General features: G+C 74.2%; 11 protein-coding genes. 8 read left to right on the forward strand and 3 right to left on the reverse strand.

Annotation, left to right across the window (positions count from 1 at the left end):
* Positions 1-48 precede the first annotated feature (48 nt).
* The 3 genes from FHS34_RS31745 to FHS34_RS31755 form a co-directional block, all read right to left on the reverse strand.
* The gene (locus FHS34_RS31745; protein WP_184971883.1) at positions 49-4797 is read right to left on the reverse strand and encodes a type I polyketide synthase; all 4749 of its coding nucleotides are present in this window, start codon (positions 4795-4797) and stop codon (positions 49-51) included.
* Positions 4797-10259: a type I polyketide synthase gene (locus tag FHS34_RS31750; protein WP_184971885.1), complete on the reverse strand. Its 5463-nt coding sequence runs from the start codon at positions 10257-10259 to the stop codon at positions 4797-4799. Before FHS34_RS31750 ends, FHS34_RS31745 begins: the two co-directional genes overlap by 1 nt.
* A 633-nt stretch (positions 10260-10892) precedes the next feature.
* Positions 10893-11897 (reverse strand): 2-dehydropantoate 2-reductase, encoded by a 1005-nt coding sequence (locus FHS34_RS31755; RefSeq protein ID WP_184971887.1) that lies wholly within the window; start codon positions 11895-11897, stop codon positions 10893-10895.
* Between the two features lie 526 nt (positions 11898-12423).
* On the opposite strand from FHS34_RS31755, the gene FHS34_RS31760 reads away from it, so the two are divergent.
* From FHS34_RS31760 to FHS34_RS31795, 8 genes are all read left to right on the forward strand, one after another.
* Positions 12424-13110 (forward strand): GAF and ANTAR domain-containing protein, encoded by a 687-nt coding sequence (locus FHS34_RS31760; protein ID WP_184971889.1) that lies wholly within the window; start codon positions 12424-12426, stop codon positions 13108-13110.
* A gap of 77 nt (positions 13111-13187) precedes the next feature.
* Positions 13188-13661: a hypothetical protein gene (locus FHS34_RS31765; protein WP_184971891.1), complete on the forward strand. Its 474-nt coding sequence runs from the start codon at positions 13188-13190 to the stop codon at positions 13659-13661.
* Between the two features lie 522 nt (positions 13662-14183).
* Positions 14184-16172: an AMP-binding protein gene (locus tag FHS34_RS31770; RefSeq protein ID WP_184971893.1), complete on the forward strand. Its 1989-nt coding sequence runs from the start codon at positions 14184-14186 to the stop codon at positions 16170-16172.
* 73 nt (positions 16173-16245) lie between these two features.
* Complete coding sequence (locus FHS34_RS31775) at positions 16246-17127, forward strand: diiron oxygenase (protein ID WP_184971896.1); 882 nt, start codon at positions 16246-16248, stop codon at positions 17125-17127.
* The gene (locus FHS34_RS31780; RefSeq protein WP_184971897.1) at positions 17127-17393 is read left to right on the forward strand and encodes an acyl carrier protein; all 267 of its coding nucleotides are present in this window, start codon (positions 17127-17129) and stop codon (positions 17391-17393) included. Before FHS34_RS31775 ends, FHS34_RS31780 begins: the two co-directional genes overlap by 1 nt.
* A complete protein-coding gene (locus tag FHS34_RS31785) occupies positions 17386-18207 on the forward strand; it encodes a class-II aminoacyl-tRNA synthetase family protein (protein WP_184971899.1) in 822 nt (273 codons plus the stop codon). Before FHS34_RS31780 ends, FHS34_RS31785 begins: the two co-directional genes overlap by 8 nt.
* Complete coding sequence (locus tag FHS34_RS31790) at positions 18204-23558, forward strand: non-ribosomal peptide synthetase (protein ID WP_184971902.1); 5355 nt, start codon at positions 18204-18206, stop codon at positions 23556-23558. Before FHS34_RS31785 ends, FHS34_RS31790 begins: the two co-directional genes overlap by 4 nt.
* The gene (locus FHS34_RS31795; RefSeq protein ID WP_184971905.1) at positions 23555-24475 is read left to right on the forward strand and encodes a DMT family transporter; all 921 of its coding nucleotides are present in this window, start codon (positions 23555-23557) and stop codon (positions 24473-24475) included. The genes FHS34_RS31790 and FHS34_RS31795 overlap by 4 nt, the downstream gene beginning before the upstream one ends.

Raw genomic sequence — 24475 nt, forward strand, 5'->3', positions numbered from 1 at the left:
GCGAAGAGGTGGACTGCGGTGGGGCCGGGGTGTCGTGGGAGGGCCGCCTCACGCCGGGCCGAGTTCGTTGTCGATGAAGGCGAAGACGTCGTCGGCGGAGGCGTCTTCGAGCCGTCCGGCGACGACGTCGGCGTCCTGGCCGAGGGTCTTGTTCAGCTCGGTGAGCAGCGACTGGAGGCGGGTGGTGACGCGGCCCCGCTCGATGTCCTCGGCGGTGAGGCCGCCGAGCCGGGCCGCGACCCGGTCGAGTTCGGCGACGACGGAGTCGACGGAGGTGTCGGCGCCCGCGAGTTCGGTGCCCAGGTGCTTGGCGAGCGCGGCGGGGGTGGCGTAGTCGAAAATGAGCGTGGCCGGCAGCGGCACCCCGGCGGCGCCGCTGATGCGGTTGCGCAGGTCGACGGAGGTGAGGGAGTCGAAGCCGAGGTCGCGGAAGGCGGTGGCCGGCTCGACGGCGTCGGCGCCTGTGTAGCCGAGGACGGCGGCGGCCTGGCCGCACACCAGGTCCTGCAGGGCGCGCTCGCGCTCGCCGCCGGTGAGGGCGGCGAGTTTCTCGGCGAAGCCGTCGACGGCACCCGCCGCGGCGGGCCCGCCGGTGCCGCTCCGCGCCTCGGGCAGCGAGGACAGCAGGGCGCTCGGCCGGGACGAGGTGAACGCGGGCGCGAACGCGGACCAGTCGACGTCGGCGACGGTGACGGTGGTGTCGCCGCCGTCCAGGGCGCGTCGCAGCGCGGTGAGTGCGCGGCCGGGGTCGAGGAGGGACATGCCCATCGCGCGGGCGGCCGACCGGACGGTGCCGTGGGCGGCCATGCCGTCGCCGCCCCACGGCCCCCAGGCCACCGAGGTGGCGGGCAGCCCGGCCGCGCGCCGGTGTTCGGCGAGGGCGTCGAGGCAGGCGTTGGCGGCGGCGTAGTTGGCCTGTCCGGCGCCGCCCACGGTGGCGGTCAGGGAGGAGAACAGCACGAACGCCGACAGGTCGAGGTCCTTGGTGAGTTCGTGCAGGTGGCGGGCGGCGTCGGCCTTGGGGGCGAGGACGCCGGTGAACCGTTCGGGGGTGAGCGCGTCGAGGACGCCGTCGTCGAGCACGCCGGCCAGGTGCATGACGGCGGTGAGCGGGTGCTCCTCGGGTACGGAGTCCAGCAGTGCGGCCAGCGCCCGGCGGTCGGCGACGTCGCAGGCGGCCAGGGTCACCTCGGTCCCCGTGCCGGTGAGTTCGCGGACGAGATCGGCGGCGCCGGGCGCGTCCGTGCCGCGGCGGGAGACCAGCAGCAGGTGGTCGGCGCCCTCGGCGGCGAGCCACCGGGCGACGGCCGTGCCGACGGCGCCGGTGGCGCCGGTGACCAGGACCGTGCCGGACGGCTTCCAGGGGGTGCCGGCGCGGGCCGGCGCATGCTCCAGCCGCCGGCCGTAGGCGCCGGACTCGCGGATGACGACCTGGTCCTCGCCGCCGGCCCCGCCGAGCAGTTCGGCCAGCCGGGCGACGGCCCCGGGGCCGGCCTCGGCGGGCAGGTCGACCAGGCCGCCCCAGCGGTCGGGGTGCTCCAGGGCGGCCACCCGGCCGAGGCCCCACACCGGGGCCTGGGCGAAACCGGTGACGGGGGCGGCGGTTCCGTGGGCGACGGCGTCGCGGGTGACGCACCACAGCGGGGCGGTGATCCCGGCGTCCCCGAGGGCCTGGACGAGGGTCGCGGTGGCGGCCGGTTCGGTGCCGGGCGCCAGCAGGGACAGGACGCCGTCGACGCCGTCCCGGCCGGCGAGCAGAGCGGTCAGCCCGGCGCGGTCGGCGGTCTCGGGCACCGTGCGGGTGTCGAGGCGCAGTCCCCGGTCGGTGAGCCCGGTCAGGACGGTGGTCGTCCACGGGTCGTCGCCGGCGGGGACGACGGCCAGCCAGTGGCCGCCGGCCGCCGGGGTGGCGGCGGGCGCCAGCGGCTCCCAGGCGACGCGGTAACGCCAGCCGTCGGCGGCGGCGTTGGCCTGCCGCCGCCCGTGCCAGGCCGCGAGGCCGGGGACGACGGCGGCGACGGAGGTCTCGTCGGCGACACCGAGCGTGGCGGCGACGGCGCTCACGTCCTGCTCCCGTACCAGCTCCCAGAACGGGTCGGCCGCGTCACCGCCCGCGCGGGCCGCCGCGGAGCGCTCGGCCTGCAGGATGGGGGCGTCCTCCCAGTGCCGGTCGCGGCGGAACGGGTAGGTGGGCAGGTCGACCTTGCGGCCCCCGGCGAACACCACCGCCCAGTCGGGGCCGGTGCCGGTCAGGTGCAGGCGGCAGAGGGCCTCGACGAGTGCGGTGTCCTCGGCGCGGTCGCGCCGCTGGGTGCCGATGACGTCGGGTACGACGTCCTGCGCCAGGTTGGTGAGGACCGAGTCGGGGCCGACCTCCAGGAAGCGGGTGGCGCCCTCGGCGGCCAGCGCGGTGAGCCCGTCGTGGAAGCGGACGGCCTCGCGGACGTGCCGTACCCAGTAGTCGGGCGAGGTGAGTTCGTCGGCCGGGCGCCCGGTGACGTTGGAGACGACCGGCAGGGCGGGCTCGTGGAAGGTGAGGCCGGCGAGGACCTCGCGGAAGGCGTCGAGCATGGGGTCCATGCGGTGCGAGTGGAAGGCGTGCGACACCTTCAGCCGGGTGGTCTTCTCCACCTTGGCGGCGACGGCGAGGACGGCCTCCTCGTCGCCGGAGATCACCACCGCGCGGGGTCCGTTGACGGCGGCGATGCCGACGCCGTCGGTGAGCAGCGCAGCGACCTCGGCCTCCGAGGCCAGCAGGGACACCATCGCGCCGCCCGGGGGCAGTTCCTGCATCAGCCGGCCGCGGGCGGCGACCAGGGCAACCGCGTCCTTCAGGTCCAGCACTCCGGCGGCGTGCGCGGCGACGACCTCGCCGATGGAGTGTCCGGCGAGCAGGTCCGGGCGGATGCCCCAGTGCTCCAGCAGCCGGTACAGGGCGGTCTCGAAGGTGAAGAGGGCCGCCTGCGTGTACACCGTCCGGTGGAGGGGGCTGGGCTCGGTGTCCTCGTCGAACATCACCTCGCGCAGGGGACGGTCCAGGTGTGCGTCGAAGGCGGCGCAGATCTCGTCGAAGGCGGCGGCGAACACCGGGAACGCGGTGTGCAGGGTGCGGCCCATGCCGGGGCGCTGGGAGCCCTGGCCGGAGAACAGCAGGCCGAGCCGGCCGGGCTCGGGGACGGCCACGGCGGGCCGGCTGCCCTCGGCGACGGCGCGCAGACCGGCCAGCAGCTCGTCCCGGTCGCGGCCGGTGACGGTGGCGCGGTGCGGGAAGACGGCGCGCGTGGTGGCCAGCGAGTGGCCGACGTCGTACGGGTCGAGGTCGCCGGCGACCGCGAGGAGCCGCTCCGCCTGCCGCCGGACGGCGTCGGAGCCCTTGCCGGACAGCACCCACGGAACGACGGGCAGCGCGGCGCGCTCCGGTGCGGCCGGCCCGGTCCCGACGGGCGGGGCCTGCTCCAGGACGGTGTGGGCGTTGGTGCCGGAGATGCCGAAGGAGGACACGCCGGCGCGCCGCGGGCGGCCGTCGGGGGTGTCCCAGGGCTGGGCCTCGGTGAGCAGCCGGACGTCGCCCGCGCTCCAGTCGACGGCGGCGGAGGGCTTCTCGACGTGCAGGGTGCGGGGCAGGGTGCCGTGGCGCATCGCCATCACCATCTTGATGACGGCGCCGACGCCGGCCGCGGCCTGCGGGTGGCCCATGTTGGACTTGATGGAGCCGAGCCAGAGCGGCCGGTTCTCCGGCCGGTCCTGACCGTAGGCGGCGATGACGGCCTGGGCCTCGATGGGGTCGCCGAGGGTGGTGCCCGTGCCGTGCGCCTCCACGGCGTCGATGTGGTGCGGGGCGAGCTGGGCGTCGGCGAGGGCCTGCCGGATCACTCGGATCTGGGCCGGGCCGCTGGGCGCGGTGAGTCCGTTGGAGGCGCCGTCCTGGTTGACGGCCGAGCCGCGGACGACGGCGAGCACCTCGTGGCCGTTGCGCAGCGCGTCGGACAGCCGTTCCACGAGCAGCATGCCGGCGCCCTCGGCCCAGGCGGCACCCGCGGCGTCGTCCGAGAAGGAGTGGCAGCGGCCGTCGGGGGACAGCGCGCGGCGCTCGCTGAACTCGATGAACATCTCGGGGCTGGCCATGACGGCGGCACCGCCCGCGAGCGCGAGGGAGCACTCCCCCTTGCGCAGCGACTGGATCGCCGAGTGCAGCGCCACCAGGGAGGAGGAGCAGGCGGTGTCCATGGTGACCGCGGGACCCTCCAGGCCGAGGGTGTAGGCGATGCGGCCGGAGACGATGCTGCCGGAGATGGTGCCGCCGAGGTAGTCGTGGTGCATCAGGCCGACGAAGACGCCGGTCGGGGTGCCCTTCACCGTGGTGGGGTCGATGCCGGCCCGCTCGAAGGCCTCCCAGGTGACCTCCAGCAGCAGGCGCTGCTGCGGGTCGGTGCCGGGCGCGTCCTTGGGGCTGATGCCGAAGAAGGCGGGGTCGCACTCGGCGGCGTCGTGCAGGAAGCCGCCGTGGCGGACGTAGCTCTTGCCGGGGGCGCCGGGTTCGGGGTCGTAGATCGCCTCGACGTCCCAGCCGCGGTCGGTGGGGAACTCGGTGACGACGTCGACGCCCTCGTCGACGATCCGCCACAGGTCCTCCGGGGTGCGCACGCCGCCGGGGTAGCGGCAGCCCATGCCGATCACGGCGATGGGCTCGCGGCCCTGTTCCTCCAGCTCGCGTACGCGGCGGCGGCTGCGCTCCAGCTCGGTCGTGGCCCGCTTGAGGTAGTCGCGGAGCTTGCCGGCCGTGGCCGAGTCTTCCATCACTGGGCTCCCAGTTCGTTGTCGATCCTGGCGAAGAGTTCGTCGTCGCTGGCCCCGCCGAAGTCCTCCGTCGGCACGGGGCCGCCGGCGCGTCCGTGGGTGTCCTGCCAGCCGCGCAGCAGCGCTTCGAGGCGGGCGGTGACGCGGGCGTGGCTGCCGTCCTGGTCGGGCAGGGCGTGCAGGTCGGCTTCGAGGCGGTCCAGCCCGGCCAGCGCGGACCGGGTGAGGTCGGCCGGTCCGGGCACGAGCGCGGTCCTGAGGTGGGCGGCGAGGGCGAGGGGCGTGGGCTGGTCGAAGACGAGGGTCGCGGGCAGGGTCAGGCCGGTGGCGCCCGCGAGGAGGTTGCGCAGTTCGACGGCGGCCAGCGAGTCGAAGCCCATCTCCTGGAAGGCGCGCCCGGGATCGACCGACTCGGGCGAGGGATGCCCGAGCACACCGGCGACATGGGTGCGGACCAGCTCCACCAGGGCGCGGTCCCGTTCGGCGTCGGCCAGGGGGGCGAGCCGGTCGCGCCAGGAGTCGGCGGGGGCGCCCGCGGCGGGTTCGGCGCCGCGCCGCCGGGCGGGTCGCACCAGGCCGCGCAGCAGCGCGGGTACGCCGTCGGGCCGGGCGCGTACCGCGGCGGCGTCCAGGCGTACGGGCACCAGTACGGCGTCCTCGCCGCCCGGGCCGGCGTCGAAGGCGCGCAGTCCCTGGGCGGGGGTCAGCGGCGGCAGTCCGAGCCGGCGCAGCCGTTCCAGGTCGGCGGCGTCGATGCCGGCGCTCATGCCGCCGGAGCCGGACCACAGGCCGTAGGCGAGGGAGACGGCCGGCAGGCCGAGGGAGCGGCGGTGGGCGGCGAGGCCGTCCAGGAAGGTGTTGGCGGCCGCGTAGTTGGCCTGACCGCCGCCGACCAGCAGACCCGCGGTGGAGGACAGCAGGACGAACGCCGACAGGTCCTTGTCGCGGGTCAGTTCGTGCAGGTTCCAGGCGGCGTCCACCTTGGGCCGCAGCACGCGGTCGACCTTGTCCGCGTCGAGGGCGGCCAGCACGCCGTTGTCGACGACCCCGGCGGCGTGCACCACGGCCCGTACGTCGTGCTCGGCGAGCAGCGCGGCCAGGTCGGCGCGGTCGGCGGCGTCACAGCGGGCGAGGGTGACCTCGGCGCCCGACCCGGCCAGCTCGTCGCGCAGTTCGCCGGCACCGGGGGCGTCGGCGCCGCGCCGGCCGGCCAGCAGCAGGCGCCGTACGCCGTGCTCCGTGACCAGGTGACGGGCGATCAGGGCACCCAGTCCGCCGGTGCCGCCGGTGATCAGGACGGTGCCCTCCGGGTCCCAGGCGAGCGGGGCGCCGGGCTTGGCGCGGGCCAGCCGCGGCACGCGCACCTCGCCGTCCCGCACCGCGACCTCGGGTTCGCCGGAGGCGAGCGCGGCGGCGAGGGCGGGCCCGGTGCCGGCGTCGCTGTCGATCAGCAGGAACCGGCCGGGGTTCTCGGCCTGGGCCGCGCGTACGAGGCCGTGGAGGGGGGCGTGGGTGAGGTCGCCGGTCCGCAGGAGCACGGCGAGCCGGCGGCCGGCGTACCGCTCGTCGGCCGTCCAGGCGCGCAGGGTTTCCAGGGTGGCGTTGACCCGCTCGCGTATCAGTCCGGGCAGGTCCGTCAGGGCGGCGGGGGCGGCGGGTACGGCCAGGACGACCGGGTCGGGTACCGGGCCCGCGGCGGTGAGGGCGGCCAGGTCGGCGTGGTGGGGCGCGTCGGGGCCGGTGCCGCCCGGGACGGTGCCGGGGTGACCGGTGCCCTCAGGGCGGCCTGTGTGGTCGCGGTCGCCGGTGCCACCGAGACCGCAGACGGCCGGGGCGGGTGCGGCGGCCTCCGTCACGGTGCCGGGCGCCGGGACGAGTTCGACCCGGTAGAGCGGGTCGTCGCCGTCCCCGGCGAGCTGTTCGGCGGAGACGGGGCGGGCGACGAGGCCGCGCACGGTCGCGACGGGTGCTCCGGAGGCGTCGGCGAGGGTGAGGGTGACGGCGTCGGGACCGGTCGGGGACAGACGCAGGCGCAGCGTGTCCGAGCCCGCCGCGTGCAGGGTGACACCGCTCCAGGCGAACGGCAGCACCGCCTGACCGCCGGGCAGCTCCAGCAGGTTGACGTGCAGGGCCGCGTCCAGGAGAGCCGGGTGCAGGCCGAACGCGGCGGCGGTGGCACGGGCGCTCTCGGGCAGGACCGCCTCGGCGAACAGTTCGTCGCCGCGGCGCCACATGGCGCGCAGGCCCTGGAAGACCTCGCCGTAGCCGTAACCGGTGCGGGCCAGGCCGGGGTAGAGACCGGCCAGGTCGACGGGTTCGGCGTCGCCGGGCGGCCAGTCGGTCAGGCCGGCCGGGCGCCCCTCCTCCTCCGCACCGGCCACGAGGCCGGCGGCGTTGCGTGTCCACGGAGCGTCGGGGGTGTCCGCGCGGCGGGACCAGACGGTCAGCTCGCGCCGTCCGTCGCGTTCGCCGCCGACGGCGACCTGTACGGCCAGTGCGCCCTGCTCGGGCAGGATCAGCGGGGCGTGCAGGGTGAGTTCAGCGACGGTGTCGCAGCCGGTGCGCTCCGCGGCCTGGAGCGCCATCTCGACGAAGGCGGTGCCGGGCAGCAGCACCGTTCCGTGCACGGCGTGGTCGGCGAGCCAGGGGTGGGTGGCGCGGGAGAGGCGGCCGGTGAGGACCGCTCCCCCGGTGTCGGGCAGGTCGGTCGCGGCGGTCAGCAGCGGATGGCCGGTGGCGCTCTGCCCCAGGCCTCCGGCGTCGCCGCTGCCGCCGGCGGTGGCCTCCAGCCAGAGGCGTGTCCGCTGGAAGGCGTACGTGGGCAGGCCGGTGGGCCGGGCCGCGTGCGGGGCGAAGAACGCGGCCCAGTCCACGGCGGTGCCGGCCGCGTGCAGCCGCGCCACGGCCGTGACCAGGTCGCGTTCCTCGTCGCCGTCGCGGCGCTGCCCGGCGACGGTCACGCTGTCCTCGGGCAGGCAGTCCGCGGCCAGGGCGGTGAGGGCCGCGTCCGGGCCCACTTCGAGGAAGGCCCGGACGCCCAGCTCGTGCAGGGCGGTCAGGGCGGGGGCGAAGCGGACGGGACGGCGGACGTGCTCGACCCAGTGGTCGGCGGTGGCCAGCCGGCCGGGGTCGGCGAGGGCGCCGGTGAGCGTGGAGACGACCGGGATCCGCGGCCGTTCGAAGGCGCACCGGGCGGCGGCCTCGGCGAAGTCGGCCAGCATCGGCTCCATCAGCGGCGAGTGGAAGGCGTGCGAGACCTTCAGCCGCTTGCTCTCGCCGAAGCGGGCGGCGAGGGCGTCCACGGCGTCCTCGGCTCCGGAAATCACCACGGAGCGCGGGCCGTTGACGGCGGCGAGGCCCACCCGGCCGTCCAGGTGGGGTATCACCTCCTCCTCGGTGGCGCGCAGTGCGGCCATGGCGCCGCCCGCGGGCAGGGCCGCCATCAGGGTGCCGCGCGCGAGCACGAGCCGGACGGCGTCCGGCAGGGACAGCACACCGGCGACATGGGCGGCGGCCAGTTCGCCGACGGAGTGTCCGGCGAGGTAGTCGGGGGTCACGCCCCAGGACTCCAGGAGGCGGTACAGGGCGACCTCGGTGGCGAAGAGGGCGGTCTGCGCGTAGTCGGTCCGGGTCAGCAGCTCGGCGTCGGTGTCGATCACCTCGGCGAGCGGCCGTTCCAGACCTCGGTCGGCGAGCGCGCACACCGCGTCGAACGCCTCCGCGTACACCGGGAAGGCCCGGCGCAGGTCCCGGCCCATGCCGGTCCGCTGCGCCCCCTGACCGGTGAACAGGAACGCGGTCCGGCCGCCGGCCCCGGTGAGCGGGGTGGCGGCGTCGAGTGCGGCGAGCAGTTCGCCGGTGTCCCGGCCGACGGCGACGGCGCGGTGCTCGAAGCGGGCGCGGGTGGTGGCCAGCGACAGCGCCAGGTCGGCCGGGCGGCTGTCCGGGCGGTTGCCGAGATGGTCGCGCAGGCGCCCGATCTGTCCGGTGAGGGCCCGGCGGGTGCGGCCGGAGACGATCCAGGGGAGCCAGGCGCCGTCCCGCCCGGGCGGGTTGTCCCCGTCCTGTGCCCGGTCCGGCTCGGCGGGGGCCTGCTCGATGATGACGTGGGCGTTGGTGCCGCTGATCCCGAAGGAGGAGACGGCGGCGCGGCGGGGGCGTCCGGTGGTGGGCCACGGGCGCCGCTCCAGGGCCAGTCGGACGGCGCCCGCGCTCCAGTCCACCTGGTCGGTGGGGGCGTCGACGTGGAGCGTCGGGGGCACCTCGCCGTGCCGCATGGCCAGCACCGTCTTGATGATCCCGGCGACGCCCGCGGCGGCCTGGGTGTGCCCGAGGTTGGACTTGACCGAGCCCAGCAGCAGCGGTTCCGCTCGGTCCTGGCCGTAGGTGGCGAGCAGCGCCTGCGCCTCGATCGGGTCGCCGAGGGAGGTTCCGGTGCCGTGCGCCTCGACCACGTCGACGTCGGCGGCGGTGAGTCCCGCACCGGCCAGCGCCTGCCGGATGACGCGCTGCTGGGACGGGCCGTTGGGCGCGGTCAGGCGGCTGCTGGCACCGTCGGAGTTGACCGCGCTGCCCCGGATGACGGCGAGCACCGGGTGCCCGTTGCGCCGGGCGTCGGCGAGCCGTTCCAGCAGCAGCATGCCGGCGCCCTCGCCCCAGCCGGTGCCGTCGGCCGCCGCCGCGAAGGCCTTGCAGCGGCCGTCCGGGGCGAGTCCGCGCTGCCGGCTGAAGTCGATGAACGTCTCCGGCGTGGACATCACGGTGACGCCGCCGGCCAGGGCGAGCGAGCACTCGTCCGACTGCAGCGCCCGTACCGCCCAGTGCAGGGCGACCAGGGAGGAGGAGCAGGCGGTGTCGACGGTGGCCACGGGGCCTTCGAGGCCGAAGGTGTAGGCGACGCGTCCGGAGGCGATGCTGGCGGCGCTTCCGTTGGCGAGGTAGCCGTCGAGGTCGTCGGGTACGGCGGTGAGGCGGGTGGCGTAGTCGTTGTACATGACGCCGGCGAACACGCCGGTGCGGCTGCCGCGCAGGGACTCCGGGACGATGCCGGCCCGCTCGAAGGCCTCGTGGGAGGTCTCCAGCAGCAGTCGCTGCTGCGGGTCCATGGCGAGGGCCTCGCGGGGGCTGATGCCGAAGAAGCCGGGGTCGAAGTCGGCGGCGTCGTACAGGAATCCGCCGCTGCGGGAGTAGGTCCTGCCGGGCCGCGCCGGGTCGGGGTCGTAGAGGGCGTCCACGTCCCAGCCCCGGTCGGCGGGGAAGTCCGACACCGCGTCGGTCCCCGAGGCGACGAGGTCCCACAGTTCCTCGGGTGTGGTGACGCCGCCCGGGTAGCGGCAGCCGATGCCGACGACGGCGACCGGGCCGTGTGCGCGTTGCTCGTTCTCGCGCAGCCGCCGCCGCGCCTCCCGCAGTTCCGCGGTCGTCCGCTTGAGGTAGTCGAGCAGTTGCTCTTCGTTGTTCACCAGCGCGCCATCCGATCGAGATCGAAGTGAGGGCCTGGGCCGCGCGGATCGCCTCCGGACGGTTTCCGGTCCGCTTCCCCTCCGTTGTCGGAGGCTAGGCAGGCGGTGATGACGCAAGACACCCCTACGGCCCCCAGGGCCCCTGACGCCGGTAAGGGGTCCCGGGGGGACGACGTGCTCGCGGCACAGTGGAGCGCGGCCGCGCCGGTGCCGTGACGGTGACGGTCGCGCACCCTCGTGCGGCGGTGTGCCACTGGAGCCGCTCGTACGGGCGGGCCTTCGCGAGGCGGGACCGGGACGGGTGGACGGAACGAGGCCTGGAGGGGCGGGCGGAGCGGCATCGGGGCGGGCGGACGGAGTCAGGTCCGGACGGGCGGGCGGACGGAGTGACACCAGGACGACGGGCCTGGTCGCCGCTCGGCCTCGGCACGCCGGATGCCGCGGCCGGATCCGGGGTCCGGCCGCGGCATCCGCCACTCAGGGCACTCCCAAGGCCCAGCACAGCGGGTGCCCCGCACAGAGGGACCCACACGGAGCCGAACGGGTGATATGACCGGGCGCGGCCGCGCGGCTCGCTGTCTCCGCACGCCCGGCGGCGCTGCCGCGACCGGAGTCACGGCCTCCGGAAAGTGGTCAGCGCGCCGCGCGCAGCTCGGCGTGGAGCTCCGGACCGCTCCAGGTGCGCGGCGCCGACTCCGCCTCGCGCACCAGGGTCACCAGATGCGCGTTCGCGGGGGCGGTGAGTCCATGGGCGGCGGCGAGGGCGACGATCTCACCCTGCAGTGAATCGATCTCCGTGGGCCGGGAGCGCTGGAGGTCCTCCCACATCGAGGAGCGCGCATGGGCGTCGATGCGGAGGGCCGCTGCCGCCACCCGCCGGAAGAGGGCGTCGGGCAGCCCCAGCACATACGGGGTGAGGCCGGGCGCGGTGGGGCCGAGGCGGGCGGGTACGACCCCGGCGGCGCGGTAGGCGGTGAGGGCCTCGCGCTGGCAGAGGGCGAGACAGCGGCGGTACGCCCGTCGGCCGAGCTGATCGCGCAAGGGCAGCCCCGAGAGGGCGTTGATCGCGTTGTTGAGGTTCATCAGCAGCTTGGCGTGCTGCACCTCGGACATGTCGGTGCGGGCCTCGATGGCGAGGCCCGCCTCGCGGAAGGCGGCGCCGAGCGTGTCGTCGGGCTCGGTCATGAGCCTGCCCGGCATGCCCTGGTGCACGATGCCGGGCTCGGACCGCACCACGTTGTACGGCACCATCCCGGCCAGCACGGTGTGGCCGGGCAGCGCGCCGCGCAGGACGGCGGGGTTGTGCAGTCCGTTCTGGAAGCTGACCACGACGGCGCCGGGGGCGAGATGGGGGGCGAGGTCCTGGGCGGCGGCCTCGGTGCCGGCGGACTTCACGGTGACCAGCACATAGTCGGCGCCGGCCGCGGCTTCGGGTCCGGTGGCCGCGGTGAGCCGGTCGGCGGGGAGGTGGACCGGCGGCCGGGAGGAGGTGGTCAGCGTCAGTCCCCGCTCGCGCAGCACGTCCATCGCGGCGGACCGGCCGATGAAAGCCACGTCGTGCCCGGCGGCGGCGAGGTGACCGCCGAGGTGGCAGCCGATGCTGCCGGCGCCGAGGACCGCGAAGCGGGGCTTGGACATGGGTGACTCCTGTGGCAGGGCCGAAGCGGGCAGGGGCCAGCATGAACCAACGGCACACGAACCGGCCAGGCCCGCTGACCGCCCGGCGGACCAGCCCCGCTCCCGAACCGCCCACCGGCCCCGGTATCCGACCGCCTGACCGACCGCCCACCGGCATCCGGCTGCGCGAGCTGAGTGCCCAAGGCCCCGCCACCGCCCCTGACCGCCCGCCGTGTTGCCGCCACCCACCGCCCAGCGCCCAGCGCCCCGCCGCCACCCACCGCCGGCCACCCTGACGTCATCCGCCGCCCTGCCGCCCCCCTGCCCCCGCCCTACCTCCTTGCCGCCCACCTCCCTGCCACGGCCCGCCGCGCTGCTGCCCACCTCACTGTCACGCCCCACCCCCTCCCGCCATCCGCCATCCGCCACCTTGCCGCCGCGTCGCCGACACCGATGCCCCTGTGACCCGCCCCATCCTCGGCCACCGGCCCGTGCGCGGCGTGAGAGTGTGGCAGGAGGACATCCGGGCGGGCGAACGGAGCACTTGATGGACTGGCGTGAGTTCGCGCAGCAGATGGCTTCCATGGCGCGATCGCTGCTGGCACAGACCTCGGTCGACGACACGCTCAAGAGCATCACCGCATCGGCGATCACGCTGGTGGAGGGATGCGACGCGGCCGGCATCCTGGTCCTCCGCGGGGTGTCGGTGCAGTCCCTGGCCCCCACCGAGCAGCTCGTCGTCGACAGTGACCGGCTGCAGGAGCGGCTGCGGGAGGGGCCCTGCTTCGACGCCGCGCGTACCCGGGCGGGCGAGCGGGTGTTCCGGATCGCCGACTTCACGGCCGCACAGCCCCGCTGGCCCGCTTTCGCTCCGCAGGCCCGGGAGCTGGGGGTGGGCAGCATGATGGGGTTTCTGCTGTTCACCGAGGACGAGGACCTCGGCGCGCTGAACCTCTACTCGCACCGAGCCGGTGCGTTCACCGACGTCAGTGAGACCGCAGGCTGGCTGCTGGCCTCACACGCCGCGGTGGCGTTCTCCAGCGCGCGCACCCATGCCCAGATGCAGCAGGCCGTCGCCACCCGCCACACGATCGGCGAGGCCATGGGCATCCTGATGGGCGGCCACAACCTCACCGAAGACGAGGCCTTCGACGTACTGCGCCGCTACTCGCAGGAAAGGAACATCAAGCTGCGGGACGTCGCCCGCCGGGTGTGCGAGCACGGCGGCCTGTAGGGTCCGCGGTCGCCTCCCGCCGCCGTCCGGGCGACAGCGTGGGGGGAGTTGTCGTACCTGGGCGATAACTTGCCGCCATGGCGGACATCTACGAACTCTCCCTCGCCCTCAATCTGCGCGAGGAGCTCTCGGAGGAGGAACTCGCGGAGCTCCGGTGGCATCTCGGGTCGGGCCCCGAGCCGGAGCGGCTGCGGATCGTGCCCGCGTTCCCGGTCGTGCTCGTGGACGACGACGGCGAAACCGTCGTGGCCGACGAGCCCGTGCCGCTGCTGGGCCGACGCGGCGAGGCGTGGAAGGTGGACGGTGCGCTCGTCTCCGTACTGCTGCGCCCGGAGGACGCCCGGCACGGCGCATGGGCCCTGACCGTCCGGCAGGAGGTCCACCCCGACGAGTTCGACCGCACGGGCGAGCTGCTCGGCCGGCTGGCCACGAAGGCGCACGACCGGCACCGTGCCGCCACCGGTGAGGTGCGCCTGGGCTGGATCAGGTTCTGCGAGTCGCACCGGTTCGAGCCCCTGGTGGTCCGCGACGGCAGGACGGTGTGGCCCTGACACGCGGCCCGCCGCCGGCATTCACGCGTCCTGCCCCCGGCGTGGCCGGCACCGGCCGGACGCCCATGTCCACAGAGGGCAGGTGCCCCACATCCGGACATGGGACCAAAGCCCTTGCGTCTCCTGTCGTCTTTCAGACATGACCCGGAATCGGGTCGGCAGGCCCGGCCGTTCCACACCTGAGCTCCGCCGGAGCGTACGCCGGCGGCGAGGAGACCGCAGCGGGAACCGCGTCCGGGACCCAGATGGTCGGCCCTGCCTGCGGGAACGATACTGCGCACACCCCGCACCCGGTGGACGCCGACCGAGGCGGCGCGGCCTCCGTCCGCGGGCCCCGAAACATTCGGGCAATGTTCCAGCAAGATCTCCGCACCGGCTCCGGTGGCAGAATATCGGCGACCGTTCTTCGCTGCTCCGGCCACGCGATTGACGTGGCCTGGACCTGGTTTTAGTGTGGCCCCTCGTGCGGCCAGCAGGTAGCTGAGCAATAGCGGCCTTATCACGTCCGGAGGGGCGGTCAGTATGCCCGCAATCCCGTCGCCGACGCCTCCTACTCTTGTTCATATACTCCGGGACAGAGCATTAGAAAATCCCCACGGCACCGCTTACGTATTTCTCGCCGACGGCGAGGACGACGAACGCAGGATCGACTACCGGCAGCTGTACGCCGCGGCAACCGGCGTGGCGGACGCCCTGGCCGCGGGGCACGAGCGCGGCGAGCGGGCGCTGCTCCTCTTCCCGCCGGGCCTCGACTACATCACCGCGTTCTTCGGGTGTCTGCTCGCGGGCGTCGTCGCCGTACCGGCCTACCCGCCGCAGGACGCGCGCAGCCTCGGCCGGCTGGACGCCATCGTCACCGACGCGGGGGCGAGCATCGCCCTGACCACGAAGGATCTGCTGCCGCTCGCACAGTCGGGGCTCGACGCGCCCCTCGCGTGGATCGCGACCGACGCTCCACAGACGGGTGCCGGGCGGGCCGGCGCGCCGATCGCGCCCGGCCCGGTCACCGCGGCGCCGAAGGATCTCGCCTTTCTCCAGTACACCTCCGGCTCGACCCGTCTTCCGCGCGGCGTCATGCTGACGCACGCGAACCTCACGCACAATCTGCGGGCCATCTGCCGGTCGTTTGCCGGAGCCAGTCAGGACGTCATGGTCAGCTGGCTTCCCCCGTATCACGACATGGGTCTTATCGGGGCCATACTGGAGCCTCTTTACGGCGGTTTTCCAGGCGTTCTCATGTCCCCGTTGCATTTCCTCCAGAAGCCGTTCCGATGGCTGAAAGCCATCTCCGCGCACCGGGGGACGATCAGCCCTTCTCCGAATTTTGGATACGAACTGTGCCTGCGAAAGATCGACGGCGAGCAGCGGGCGTCGCTCGATCTCTCCTCCTGGCGTGCGGCCGTGAACGGCGCGGAGCCGGTGCGCGCGGAGACGGTCGAGCGGTTCACGCGGCGGTTCGCCTCCGTGGGCTTCGGCCTCGGCACCTTCCGCCCCAGCTACGGCCTGGCGGAGGCCACCCTGCTGGTGACCGCCGACCCGGTCGGCGAGAGCGTGCGCCGCTTCCCGGTCGAGGGCGTCTCCAGGATCGCCTGCGGGACGGCTCGCGGAGACCAGTCCGTCGTCGTGGTCGACACCGCCACACTGGCACCGGCGGCGGCCGGGCAGGTCGGGGAGATCTGGGTGTCCGGTCCCAGCGTCTGCGCGGGCTACTGGGGCCGCCCCACCGAGACCGCGGCGCTCCTCGGAGCCGTACTGCCGGACGGCCGGGGCCCCTACCTGCGCACCGGTGACCTGGGCGCGCTGGACGAGGAGGGCGCGCTCGTGGTCACGGGCCGGCTGAAGGACCTGCTCATCCTCCGTGGCCGCAACGTGTATCCGCACGACGTGGAAAGCGCCGCCGAGCGGGGCCACCCCGCGCTGCGGCCCGGTTGCGGCGCGGCCTTCACCGTGCCCGTGGACGGCGAGGAGCGGCTGGTCCTGGTGTTCGAGGTCGCGGACGGGGCGGACACCGACGCCGTCGCCCTCGCCGCCCGCCGGGCGGTGCGTGAGGAGTGCGAGGCCGACCTCCATGAACTGGTGCTCATACCGGCCCGGACCGTCCCCAAGACCTCCAGCGGCAAGATCCAGCGGCGCGCGACGCGGGAGGCGTTTCTGTCCGGAGCCCTGACGCGCCTCGGTGGCTGGCGCCCCGACGGCGCGGCGGCACCCGGCGCGCGGTCCGCCGTTCCTCCCCGTACGCCCCTGGAGTCGCTGGTGGCGCGCATCTGGGCGGAGTTGCTCGGACAGCCCGAGGTCGGCGTCCACGACGACTTCTTCGCCTCCGGCGCGCAGTCGCTCCTCCTCTCCCAGCTCGCCGTGCGCATCGAGGCGGAGTTGCCGGTGCGCGTCACGACGGGCGACCTCTTCCAGGCGTCGACGGTCGCGAAGCTCGCCGAACTGCTGGAGAGCCGACCGCTCACCGTCGACGACGAGCAGGTGGCCGGACTGATCGCGCGGAGCGACAACGGCTGAACGACGCGAGCACCGAACGCCTTCGACACAAGGCCCACCGTCCCGACGCACGCCGATCCCGGCAGGGGAGCACATGGATACCACGGACGTGGTGGAAACGCTGGACAAACTGGTCGCCGACTCAACCGACCACCACTACAGCCCCTATACGCGCTTCGACTGGGTCGACGAGCTCGCCGAGGAGCAGTGGTGGATGACACCCGACCTGCTCACCGTGGCCGGGACGCGGCACGCGCGGGAGCTGGACGAGAAAGTGCTCATGCGGCTGAGCAAGTGGGAGAGCGTCAACTTCTTCAGCCTCAACATCCACGGCATACGCGAGTTGCTCATCGAGGTGACCCGGCGGATCCACACCCGGGGTTTCGAGCTGCCCTCCGAGTTCTTCCACCGCTTCCTCGGCGAGGAGAACGGACACATGTGGTTCTTCGCGCAGTTCTGTCTGCGCTACGGCGGCAAGATCTACCCGGACAAGTCGCTCCCCGTCGCCACGGCCGAGGAGGACGCCGCGGTCGCCAACTTCCTCGTCTTCGCCCGCATTCTCGTCTTCGAGGAGCTGGTCGACCACTTCAACATCCGGATGGGCCGCGACGCCCTGCTGCACCCCCTGATCAGGGAGGTGAACCAGGTGCATCACGACGACGAGTGGCGGCACATCATCATGGGCCGCAAACTCGTGGGCCTGCTGTACGAACCCCTGCGGGAGCGCGGCGACCGGGAGCTGCGCGAGCGTCTCGACCTGTATCTCCGGCGCTACATCACCGCCAGCGTGCAGTCGCTCTACAACCCGACGGCGTACCGGGACGCGGGGATCCCCGAGGCGTTCGCCTTCCGCGAGGAGCTGCTGCGGGACCCGGCACGCGTCGCCCACCACGAGACGTTCTTCAAGCGCGTCATCCGGTTCCTGGTCAGCCAGGAGATCATCACCGGTTCTCCGTTCCGGGAGGCGGTGACCTGATGGGTGCGGACGTGATCGAGCAGGTGCGGTCGTGGCTGCTGGCACGGAATCCGGAGGTGTCCGCGATCGGCTGGGACGAGGACCTCATCGACAGCCGTCTCATCGACTCCCTCGACTTCCCCCAGCTGCTGCTCCTGCTGGAGGAGCTGGCCGGCCGGGAGCTGGAGCTGACCCCGGAGAACGTCGTCGCGTTCCGGACCCTGCGCGGCATACGCGACAGGGTCCTGGCGGCCTCCCCCGGCGCGGACGCGGTGAGCCATGAGTGACCTCTACACGGCGCGCGGCGGACTCGTCGCGCTCGGCCCGGAACTCGTCCGGCTCATGGACCTGCTGGACGGGCGTTTCCAGGGCTGGGCCCGGGAGTGCGGCGCCACGGCGATGGCCTTTCCCACGGTCATCAGCACGGCCGACCTGACCTCGATCGACTACTTCGACAACTTCCCCCAGCTCGCGCTGATGACGGCCCCGTTGAAGCTGCCGGCCGAGCGCCCGGAGGCCGGCGCGGCGCTGCCCGCCGACCGGCTCGGCGACAGCGGGTACGGGCTGGTCTCCGCGGCCTGCTACAACGTCTACCTGCACCACCGGTCCGCCACCCTCGCCGGGCCCCGCAGTGTCACCACCGTCGCCAAGTGCTTCCGCAACGAGGACCACTACGACGGGCTGCGCCGGCTGCACGGCTTCACCATGCGGGAGATCGTGTTCCTGGGGTCCAGGGAGGCGGTCCTGGACCAGCTGGCCGCGTTCCGGCCGAAGGTGGTTCGGTTCGCGGCCCGGCTGGGGCTCGACCTGGCGGTCCGGCCGGCGTCCGACCCGTTCTTCGAGAAGGGCGGCGGGCGGGCCCTGATGGCGCAGCTCTTCCCGGTCAAGGAGGAGTTCGTGCACGGGGGGAACCTGGCCATCGGGTCCCTGAACTTCCACCGCAACTTCTTCGGGGAGCGGTGCGGCATTTCCCTGGCCGACGGCGGACCGGCCTGCACCGGATGTGTCGCCTTCGGTCTGGAACGGTGGATCGCGGCCCTTCTGGAGACGCACGCGAACACCGACGACATCTTCGACCGGGTGGCGGAGGCGGCTTCGTGAGCGATCTGCTGGGGCGCCTGGCGGAGCTGTCCGGGCCGGAGCGCGCACAGGTCATGGCCCGGCTGCGGCAGCGGGCGGCCGCGACCGACGCGCGGCCGGCCGAACCCGCCGCCGTCTCCGACGCCCAGCAACGGCTGTGGCTGCTCCAGCGCCTGGACCCCGCCGGCCCGGCCCACCACCTCTCCGCCGCCCTGCACCTGCGGGGGCCGCTCGACGTCGGCGTCCTGCGCACCGCCCTGACCGAGATCACGGCGCGGCACGAGTCGCTGCGTACCGCCTTCCACGAGCGGGACGGCCGCCCCGTCCGGCACGTCGTCGCGCCCCGGCCCGTCGAACTCCCCCTGGTGGACCTCGGGGAGCTGCCGCCCGAGGAGCGGGAGCGCCGGGCGCGGGCCCTGCACGCGGAGCACGGCAAGCGCCCGTTCGAGCTGCACCTGGCCCCGCTCGTCCGCTTCGCCCTCCACCGGTGGACGGCCGAACGGCATGTCCTGACCGTCGTCGCGCACCACCTGGTCTGCGACGGCTGGTCGATGGGCGTGTTCACCTCGGAACTCGTCACGCTCTACGAGGCCCTCTCCCAGGGGCGTCCGTCCCCCCTGCCGCCTCCGCCCGCCCTTCCGGCCGGTCAGCGGCGCCCCGATGACGGGGACCGCGGCCGTTCGGTCGCGTACTGGCGCGGCGAGCTCTCCGGCGGCCTGCCGGTCCTCGAACTCCCCGCCGACCGCCCGCGGCCCGCGCGCGAGACGATCCAGGGCGCCCGGCACGGCTTCCGGATTCCCGCCGCCCTCCACCGGGAGCTGCGCGCGGCGGCTGGCCGTGACCGTTCCACCGTGTACGCCCTGCTGCTCGCCGCGTACGCCGTCACCCTGCACCGGGTCACCGGCCAATGGGATCTCGTCGTCGGCACCCCCGTGGACGAGCGCCGGAGCGCCGGCGAGGAGGCGCTGATCGGATTCTTCGTGAACACCCTGCCGTTGCGGTTGCGGCTCCGCCCGGGCTGGACGTTCGCGGACACGGCCCGGCACGCCGGCGAGGTGCTCGGCGGTGCGCTGGCGCACGATCTGCCGTTCGGGGACATCGTGCGGGAGACGAACCCGCCCCGGCTGCCCGGCCGCACGCTGCTGCGCCAGACCGCCTTCTCGCTGCAGCCCGGCGTCGCCGGGGACCGGCGCGCGGGGCGGCTGACCGTCACACCGGCCGCCCCGGACGACTTCGGCATCGGGGTGTCGCCCCTCGAACTCAGCCTGCACCTGCGCGAGCAGGACGGCGAGCTGCTCGGCTGCTTCGAGTACCGCACCGATCTGTTCGACGCCGGCACCGTCTCCCGGTGGGCCGCGGAGTTCCAGGAGGTGGTCCGCCAGGCCGTCCGCTCCCCGGACGCGATCGCCGTGACCGGCGGGCCGGCCCCCGAGACTAATCTGACGGACAGTCAACTAGCGCTCTGGTTCGGCAAGAGGACGGCCGGGGACGTACGGCTGTACTACGAGAACGTCACCGCTCTCTACACCATCACGGCGTCGCTCGACCACGACCGCTTCCAGCGTGCCTTCCAGAAGCTGGTGGACCACAGCGACGCGCTGCGCAGCACCTTCCACGAGGTGGACGGCATCCCGGTGCGGCGGGTGGCCGAGTCGGTGCCGGCGCCGGTGCCCCTGGTGGATCTCAGCGGGGAACCGGATCCCCCCGAGGCCGCCCTGCACTGGGCACGGCGGCGCAGCGGGCCGGGGCTCGACGCGGGGCGCGAGGTCTTCGACACCGCCCTGCTCCGGCTGGGCGACAGCACGTTCGCCTGGTATCTGAACGTGGACCACCTGGTCTGCGACGCCTGGTCGATGTCCCTGTTCCTGCGCACCCTGTCCGAGTACTACGACCTGGACCGGCGGGGCAGCCTCGCCGATGCCGTGCCGCTGCCGCCGTTCCAGGCGTACGTCGACCACGAGCGGTCGCCGAGCGGCTCCGGGCGCCGGGCCAGGGCGGAACGCCACTGGCGCGCCACGCTGGCCGAACCGGTCGAGCGACTGGCCTTCTACGGCCGGGAGGACGACGTGGCGGGCACCACCCGCACCGCCCGGCTCTCCCTCGACCTCGGGCCCGAACGCAGCGCCCGGCTGGCCGGGTTCGCCCGCGAGGAGGGCCACGCCTCGCCCGCCGTCGCGTTCGCCACCGCCCTCTTCGCCTACCTCCATCGCGTCGGGGGCGGCGAACTCCTGCGGGTGGGCACACCGTTCGCCAACCGGCCGGCCGAGTTCCGCGGCACGGCAGGCCTGTTCATGAACGTGCTGCCGCTGCAGCTGCGGGTCACCGGCGACACCCCGCTCCGGCTGCTCGCCCGGGAGACACAGCGGTCCTTCCTGGAGGCCGCCCGCCACCAGGACCACGTGCCCCGGCACCGGGCCGGCGCCCGCCTCTACGACGTCTACCTCAACTATCAGAACGCCGTGTTCGAAGGCTTCGGCGGCACGGTCGGCTTCGACCTCCTCGACACCGGGCACTCCCCCGACCGGCTCACCCTGCAGGTCCGCGAGCTGCGCCGGGGCCCCGCCGCCCCGCCCCGCTTCGTGCTCGACTTCGACTTCAACACCGCCTGCTTCGACGAGACCCACCGGGAACGCACCACCGGCCACTACCTCGCCCTGCTCGACGCCCTCCTGGCCCGTCCCGACCAGCCGGTCTCGGCCCCGCCGATGCTGTCGGACGAGGAGCTGAAACAGCTCGACTCCTGGAACGACACGGCCCGCTCCTACGACCTCGGCACACCGCTGCACGCGCACGTCGAGCGGCAGGCACGCCGTACCCCCGACGCGACCGCCGTCGTCTTCGAGGACCGCGCCCTCACGTACGCGGAGCTGGACACGGCGGCCGGCCGACTGGCCCGGCGCATCCGCCGGACGGTCGGGGACGACCGCCTTACGCCCGGCGCGACGGTGGCCGTGCTCATGGAACGTTCCCTGGAGCTGGTCGTCGCCCTGCTCGCGGTGCTCAAGGCGGGCGGCGCCTATCTCCCGCTCGATCCGGCCGCCCCGGCCGAGCGCACGGCGTTCATGCTCGCGGACTCCGGCACCGAGCTGGTGCTCACCGGCGGGCCGGCCGACGACGTCCCGGGCGGCGTCCCGGTCCTGCGGGTCGACGCCGCCGCGCCGGCGGAGCCGGAACCGGACGGCGTGGCGCCCGAGGTGGCCGTGGCCCCCGGCCAATCCGCCTATCTCATCTACACATCGGGCTCCACGGGCACACCCAAGTGCGTCCAGCTGACCCACCGGGGCATATGCAACCGCCTCCTGTGGATGCAGGAGGCGTACGGCCTCACCGCGGCCGACACGGTCCTGCAGAAGACGCCGTTCACGTTCGACGTGTCCGTATGGGAGTTCTTCTGGCCGCTCATGACCGGTGCGCGGCTCGTCGTGGCCCGCCCCGGAGGCCACCGGGACCCGGGCTACCTGGCCGAGGTGATCCGTCGCGAGTCGGTGACGACCGTGCACTTCGTCCCGTCGATGCTGCGCGTCTTCCTCACCGACCCGGCGGCCGCCGGCTGCGGTTCGCTCCGCCGGGTGGTCGCCAGCGGCGAGGCGCTGTCACCGGACCTCGTCCGGCGGTTCTTCCGGGTGTTCACCCCGCCGGCCGTCGAGCTGCACAACCTGTACGGCCCCACCGAGGCCTCCGTGGACGTGTCGGCGTGGCGGTGCCGCCCCGAGGACGCATCCGGCCCCGTGCCCATCGGCCGCCCGGTGGCCAACACCACGCTCGACGTGCTCGACGACCGGCTGGCCCCGCTGCCGCCCGGCCTCACGGGGGAGCTGCACATCGGCGGGGTCCAGGTCGCGACCGGGTACCGGGGCCGCGACGAACTGACCGCCGAACGGTTCGTGCCCGATCCGCGCCGGCCCGGTGGACGGCTGTACCGGACCGGCGATCTGGTACGGCAACGGCCCGACGGCGCCTTCGAGTTCATCGGCCGCGCCGACGGCCAGGTCAAGCTGCGCGGCCACCGCGTCGAGCTCGGGGAGATCGAGGCACGGCTGGCCGCGCACCCGTCCGTGCAGGCCGCCGCGGTGCGCCTGGCGCAGGACCGTCTGGTGGCGTACGTCGTACCGGTTGCCGGTACCGAGCCGCCCGGGCCGCGGGAGCTGCGCGCCTTCCTGGAACGCGCCCTGCCGGACCACATGGTGCCGCCCGTCTTCGTCCCCCTGGCCACCCTGCCCGTCACCGCCAACGGCAAGCTCGACCGGGCGGCACTGCCGCTGCCCGGACCGGCGTCGGCCGCCGTCGCCCCGGCCGGCCCGGCACAAACCGCGCTCCAGCGCACCGTGACCGGGCTGTGGGCCGGACTGCTCGGGTGCGAGCCGGACTCGATCGGGCTCGACGACGACTTCTTCGAGCTCGGTGGTCACTCACTGCTCGCGGCGCGCCTCATGGCGGCGGTGGCCCGCCGTTTCGGGGTACGGCTGCCCCTCACGGCCCTCTTCGAGGCTCCCACGGTGGCCCGGTTCGCGGAGCTGGTCTCGGCGGGCTCCGCGCACTCGCCGATCGTGTCGCTCCGTGCGCCGGTCACACCCGCGCCGCTCTTCCTGCTGCACCCCGCGGGCGGTGACGTGATGGCGTACCGGGAGCTGGTCTCGCTGCTGCCCGAGGGCCGGGAGGTGCTGGGCATCCGGTCCCGCGCGCTGTCCGGCGAGGCCGAGGCGGACAGTCTCGCCGCCCTGGCCGCCCGGTACGTGGACGTCGTCCGGGAGCGCCGGCCGGCCGGGCCCTACCTCCTCGCGGGCTGGTCCATGGGCGGCGCCCTGGCGGTCGAGGTGGCGGCCGGTCTCGAGGCCGCGGGCGAACGGGTCGCCCTGGTCGCGCTGCTCGACTCCGCCGTCCCCGGCGCGGGCGAATCCGACCCGCTGCTCGCACCGGCCGTCGCCCTGGCGGACTCGCTGCCCGGGCTGGACGTCACCGCCGGGAACACGGCGGCACTCCGCGAGCGGCTGCGCGGACTGCCCCTGGAGGAGCGGCTGAAGCTGCTGATCGGCTGGGCGGAGGAGCGCGGCGCACAGATACGGCCGTCCGATGCCCTGCGACGGCAGGCGGAACTCGCCGAGCGGCACGAGCGCCTGGTGCTCACCCATCGGCCGTCGGTCGTCGACGCCCCGCTCACGCTCTGGTGGGCCCGCGACCGGCTCCGTGAACTCCGCGCCTCCTGGGCACGGCAGACCCGGGGCGGCGTCCGTGAGGAGGCGGCGCTCCCCGGCAACCACTTCACCCTGCTCCGCCCGCCCCATGTCGCCCAGGTCGCCCAGCGGCTGGCGGCGGCCCTGGACGCAGCCGAGCGAACCGTCCCCGTAGACCGACAAGGAAGTGAACATCCGTGACCTCTGCGCAAGCCAATCAGGGGACCGCTTCACCGGAGACTCCCACCCCGTCCTCGGGCACCCCACCCCTCGCGGTGGCGGCGGGGCTGCTCACCGTCTTCCTGTGGGCCTCGGCGTTCATCGGCATCCGGGCGGCCGGTGAGGACCTCGATCCCGGCGCCCTGACCCTGGCGCGCCTGTTCATCGGCGCGGTGCTGCTGGGCGCCGTCGTGCTGATCCGCAAGGTTCCGCTGCCGCCCCGCGCCGACCTGCCGCGGCTCTTCCTGTGCGGTCTGCTGTGGTTCGGCGTGTACAACGTCGCGCTCAACGCCGCCGAGCAGCGCATCGACGCCGGCACCACGTCCATGATCATCAGTCTGGGGCCGGTGCTGATCGCCGTGCTGGCCGGCCTCCTGCTCAAAGAGGGCTTCCCGCGCCCGCTGGTCGTCGGTGGTGTCGTCGCGCTGGCCGGGGTGGTGCTGATCGGCTTCGCGACCTCCAGCAAGGGCCTGGAGGCCGGTACGGGCAGCGCGCTGGCGCTGCTGGCCGCCGCCGCGTACGCGGGCGGCGTCGTCACCGAGAAGCCGCTGCTGGGCAACAGTTCGGCACTCGTGATCACCTGGCTGGCCTGTGTCGTCGGTGCCGTGCTCTGCCTGCCGTTCCTGCCCCAGCTGATCGACAACCTCTCGCACGCGAGCGGCAAGTCGATCGGCTGGACGCTGTACCTCGGTGTCTTCCCCACCTCGGTCGCCTTCACCACGTGGGGCTACGCGCTGGCCCGTTCCACCGCGGGGAAGATGGGGGCGCTCACCTATCTCTCCCCGCCGATCGCGGTGACCCTGGCCTGGCTGATCCTCGACGAGACACCGCCGTGGCTGGCGGTGGTGGGCGGCGCGCTGTCGCTCGCCGGTGTCGTCTACAGCCAGCGCAGGAAGTGA

This window comes from Streptomyces echinatus (assembly GCF_014203595.1).
Lineage (GTDB): Bacteria > Actinomycetota > Actinomycetes > Streptomycetales > Streptomycetaceae > Streptomyces > Streptomyces echinatus.

Coding starts and splice junctions, on each gene's coding strand:
- FHS34_RS31745 (WP_184971883.1), bottom strand. CDS start 4,797: ATGGAAGACTCGGCCACGGCCGGCAAGCTCCGCGACTACCTCAAGCGG.
- FHS34_RS31755 (WP_184971887.1), bottom strand. CDS start 11,897: ATGTCCAAGCCCCGCTTCGCGGTCCTCGGCGCCGGCAGCATCGGCTGC.
- FHS34_RS31760 (WP_184971889.1), top strand. CDS start 12,424: ATGGACTGGCGTGAGTTCGCGCAGCAGATGGCTTCCATGGCGCGATCG.
- FHS34_RS31765 (WP_184971891.1), top strand. CDS start 13,188: ATGGCGGACATCTACGAACTCTCCCTCGCCCTCAATCTGCGCGAGGAG.
- FHS34_RS31770 (WP_184971893.1), top strand. CDS start 14,184: ATGCCCGCAATCCCGTCGCCGACGCCTCCTACTCTTGTTCATATACTC.
- FHS34_RS31775 (WP_184971896.1), top strand. CDS start 16,246: ATGGATACCACGGACGTGGTGGAAACGCTGGACAAACTGGTCGCCGAC.
- FHS34_RS31780 (WP_184971897.1), top strand. CDS start 17,127: ATGGGTGCGGACGTGATCGAGCAGGTGCGGTCGTGGCTGCTGGCACGG.
- FHS34_RS31785 (WP_184971899.1), top strand. CDS start 17,386: ATGAGTGACCTCTACACGGCGCGCGGCGGACTCGTCGCGCTCGGCCCG.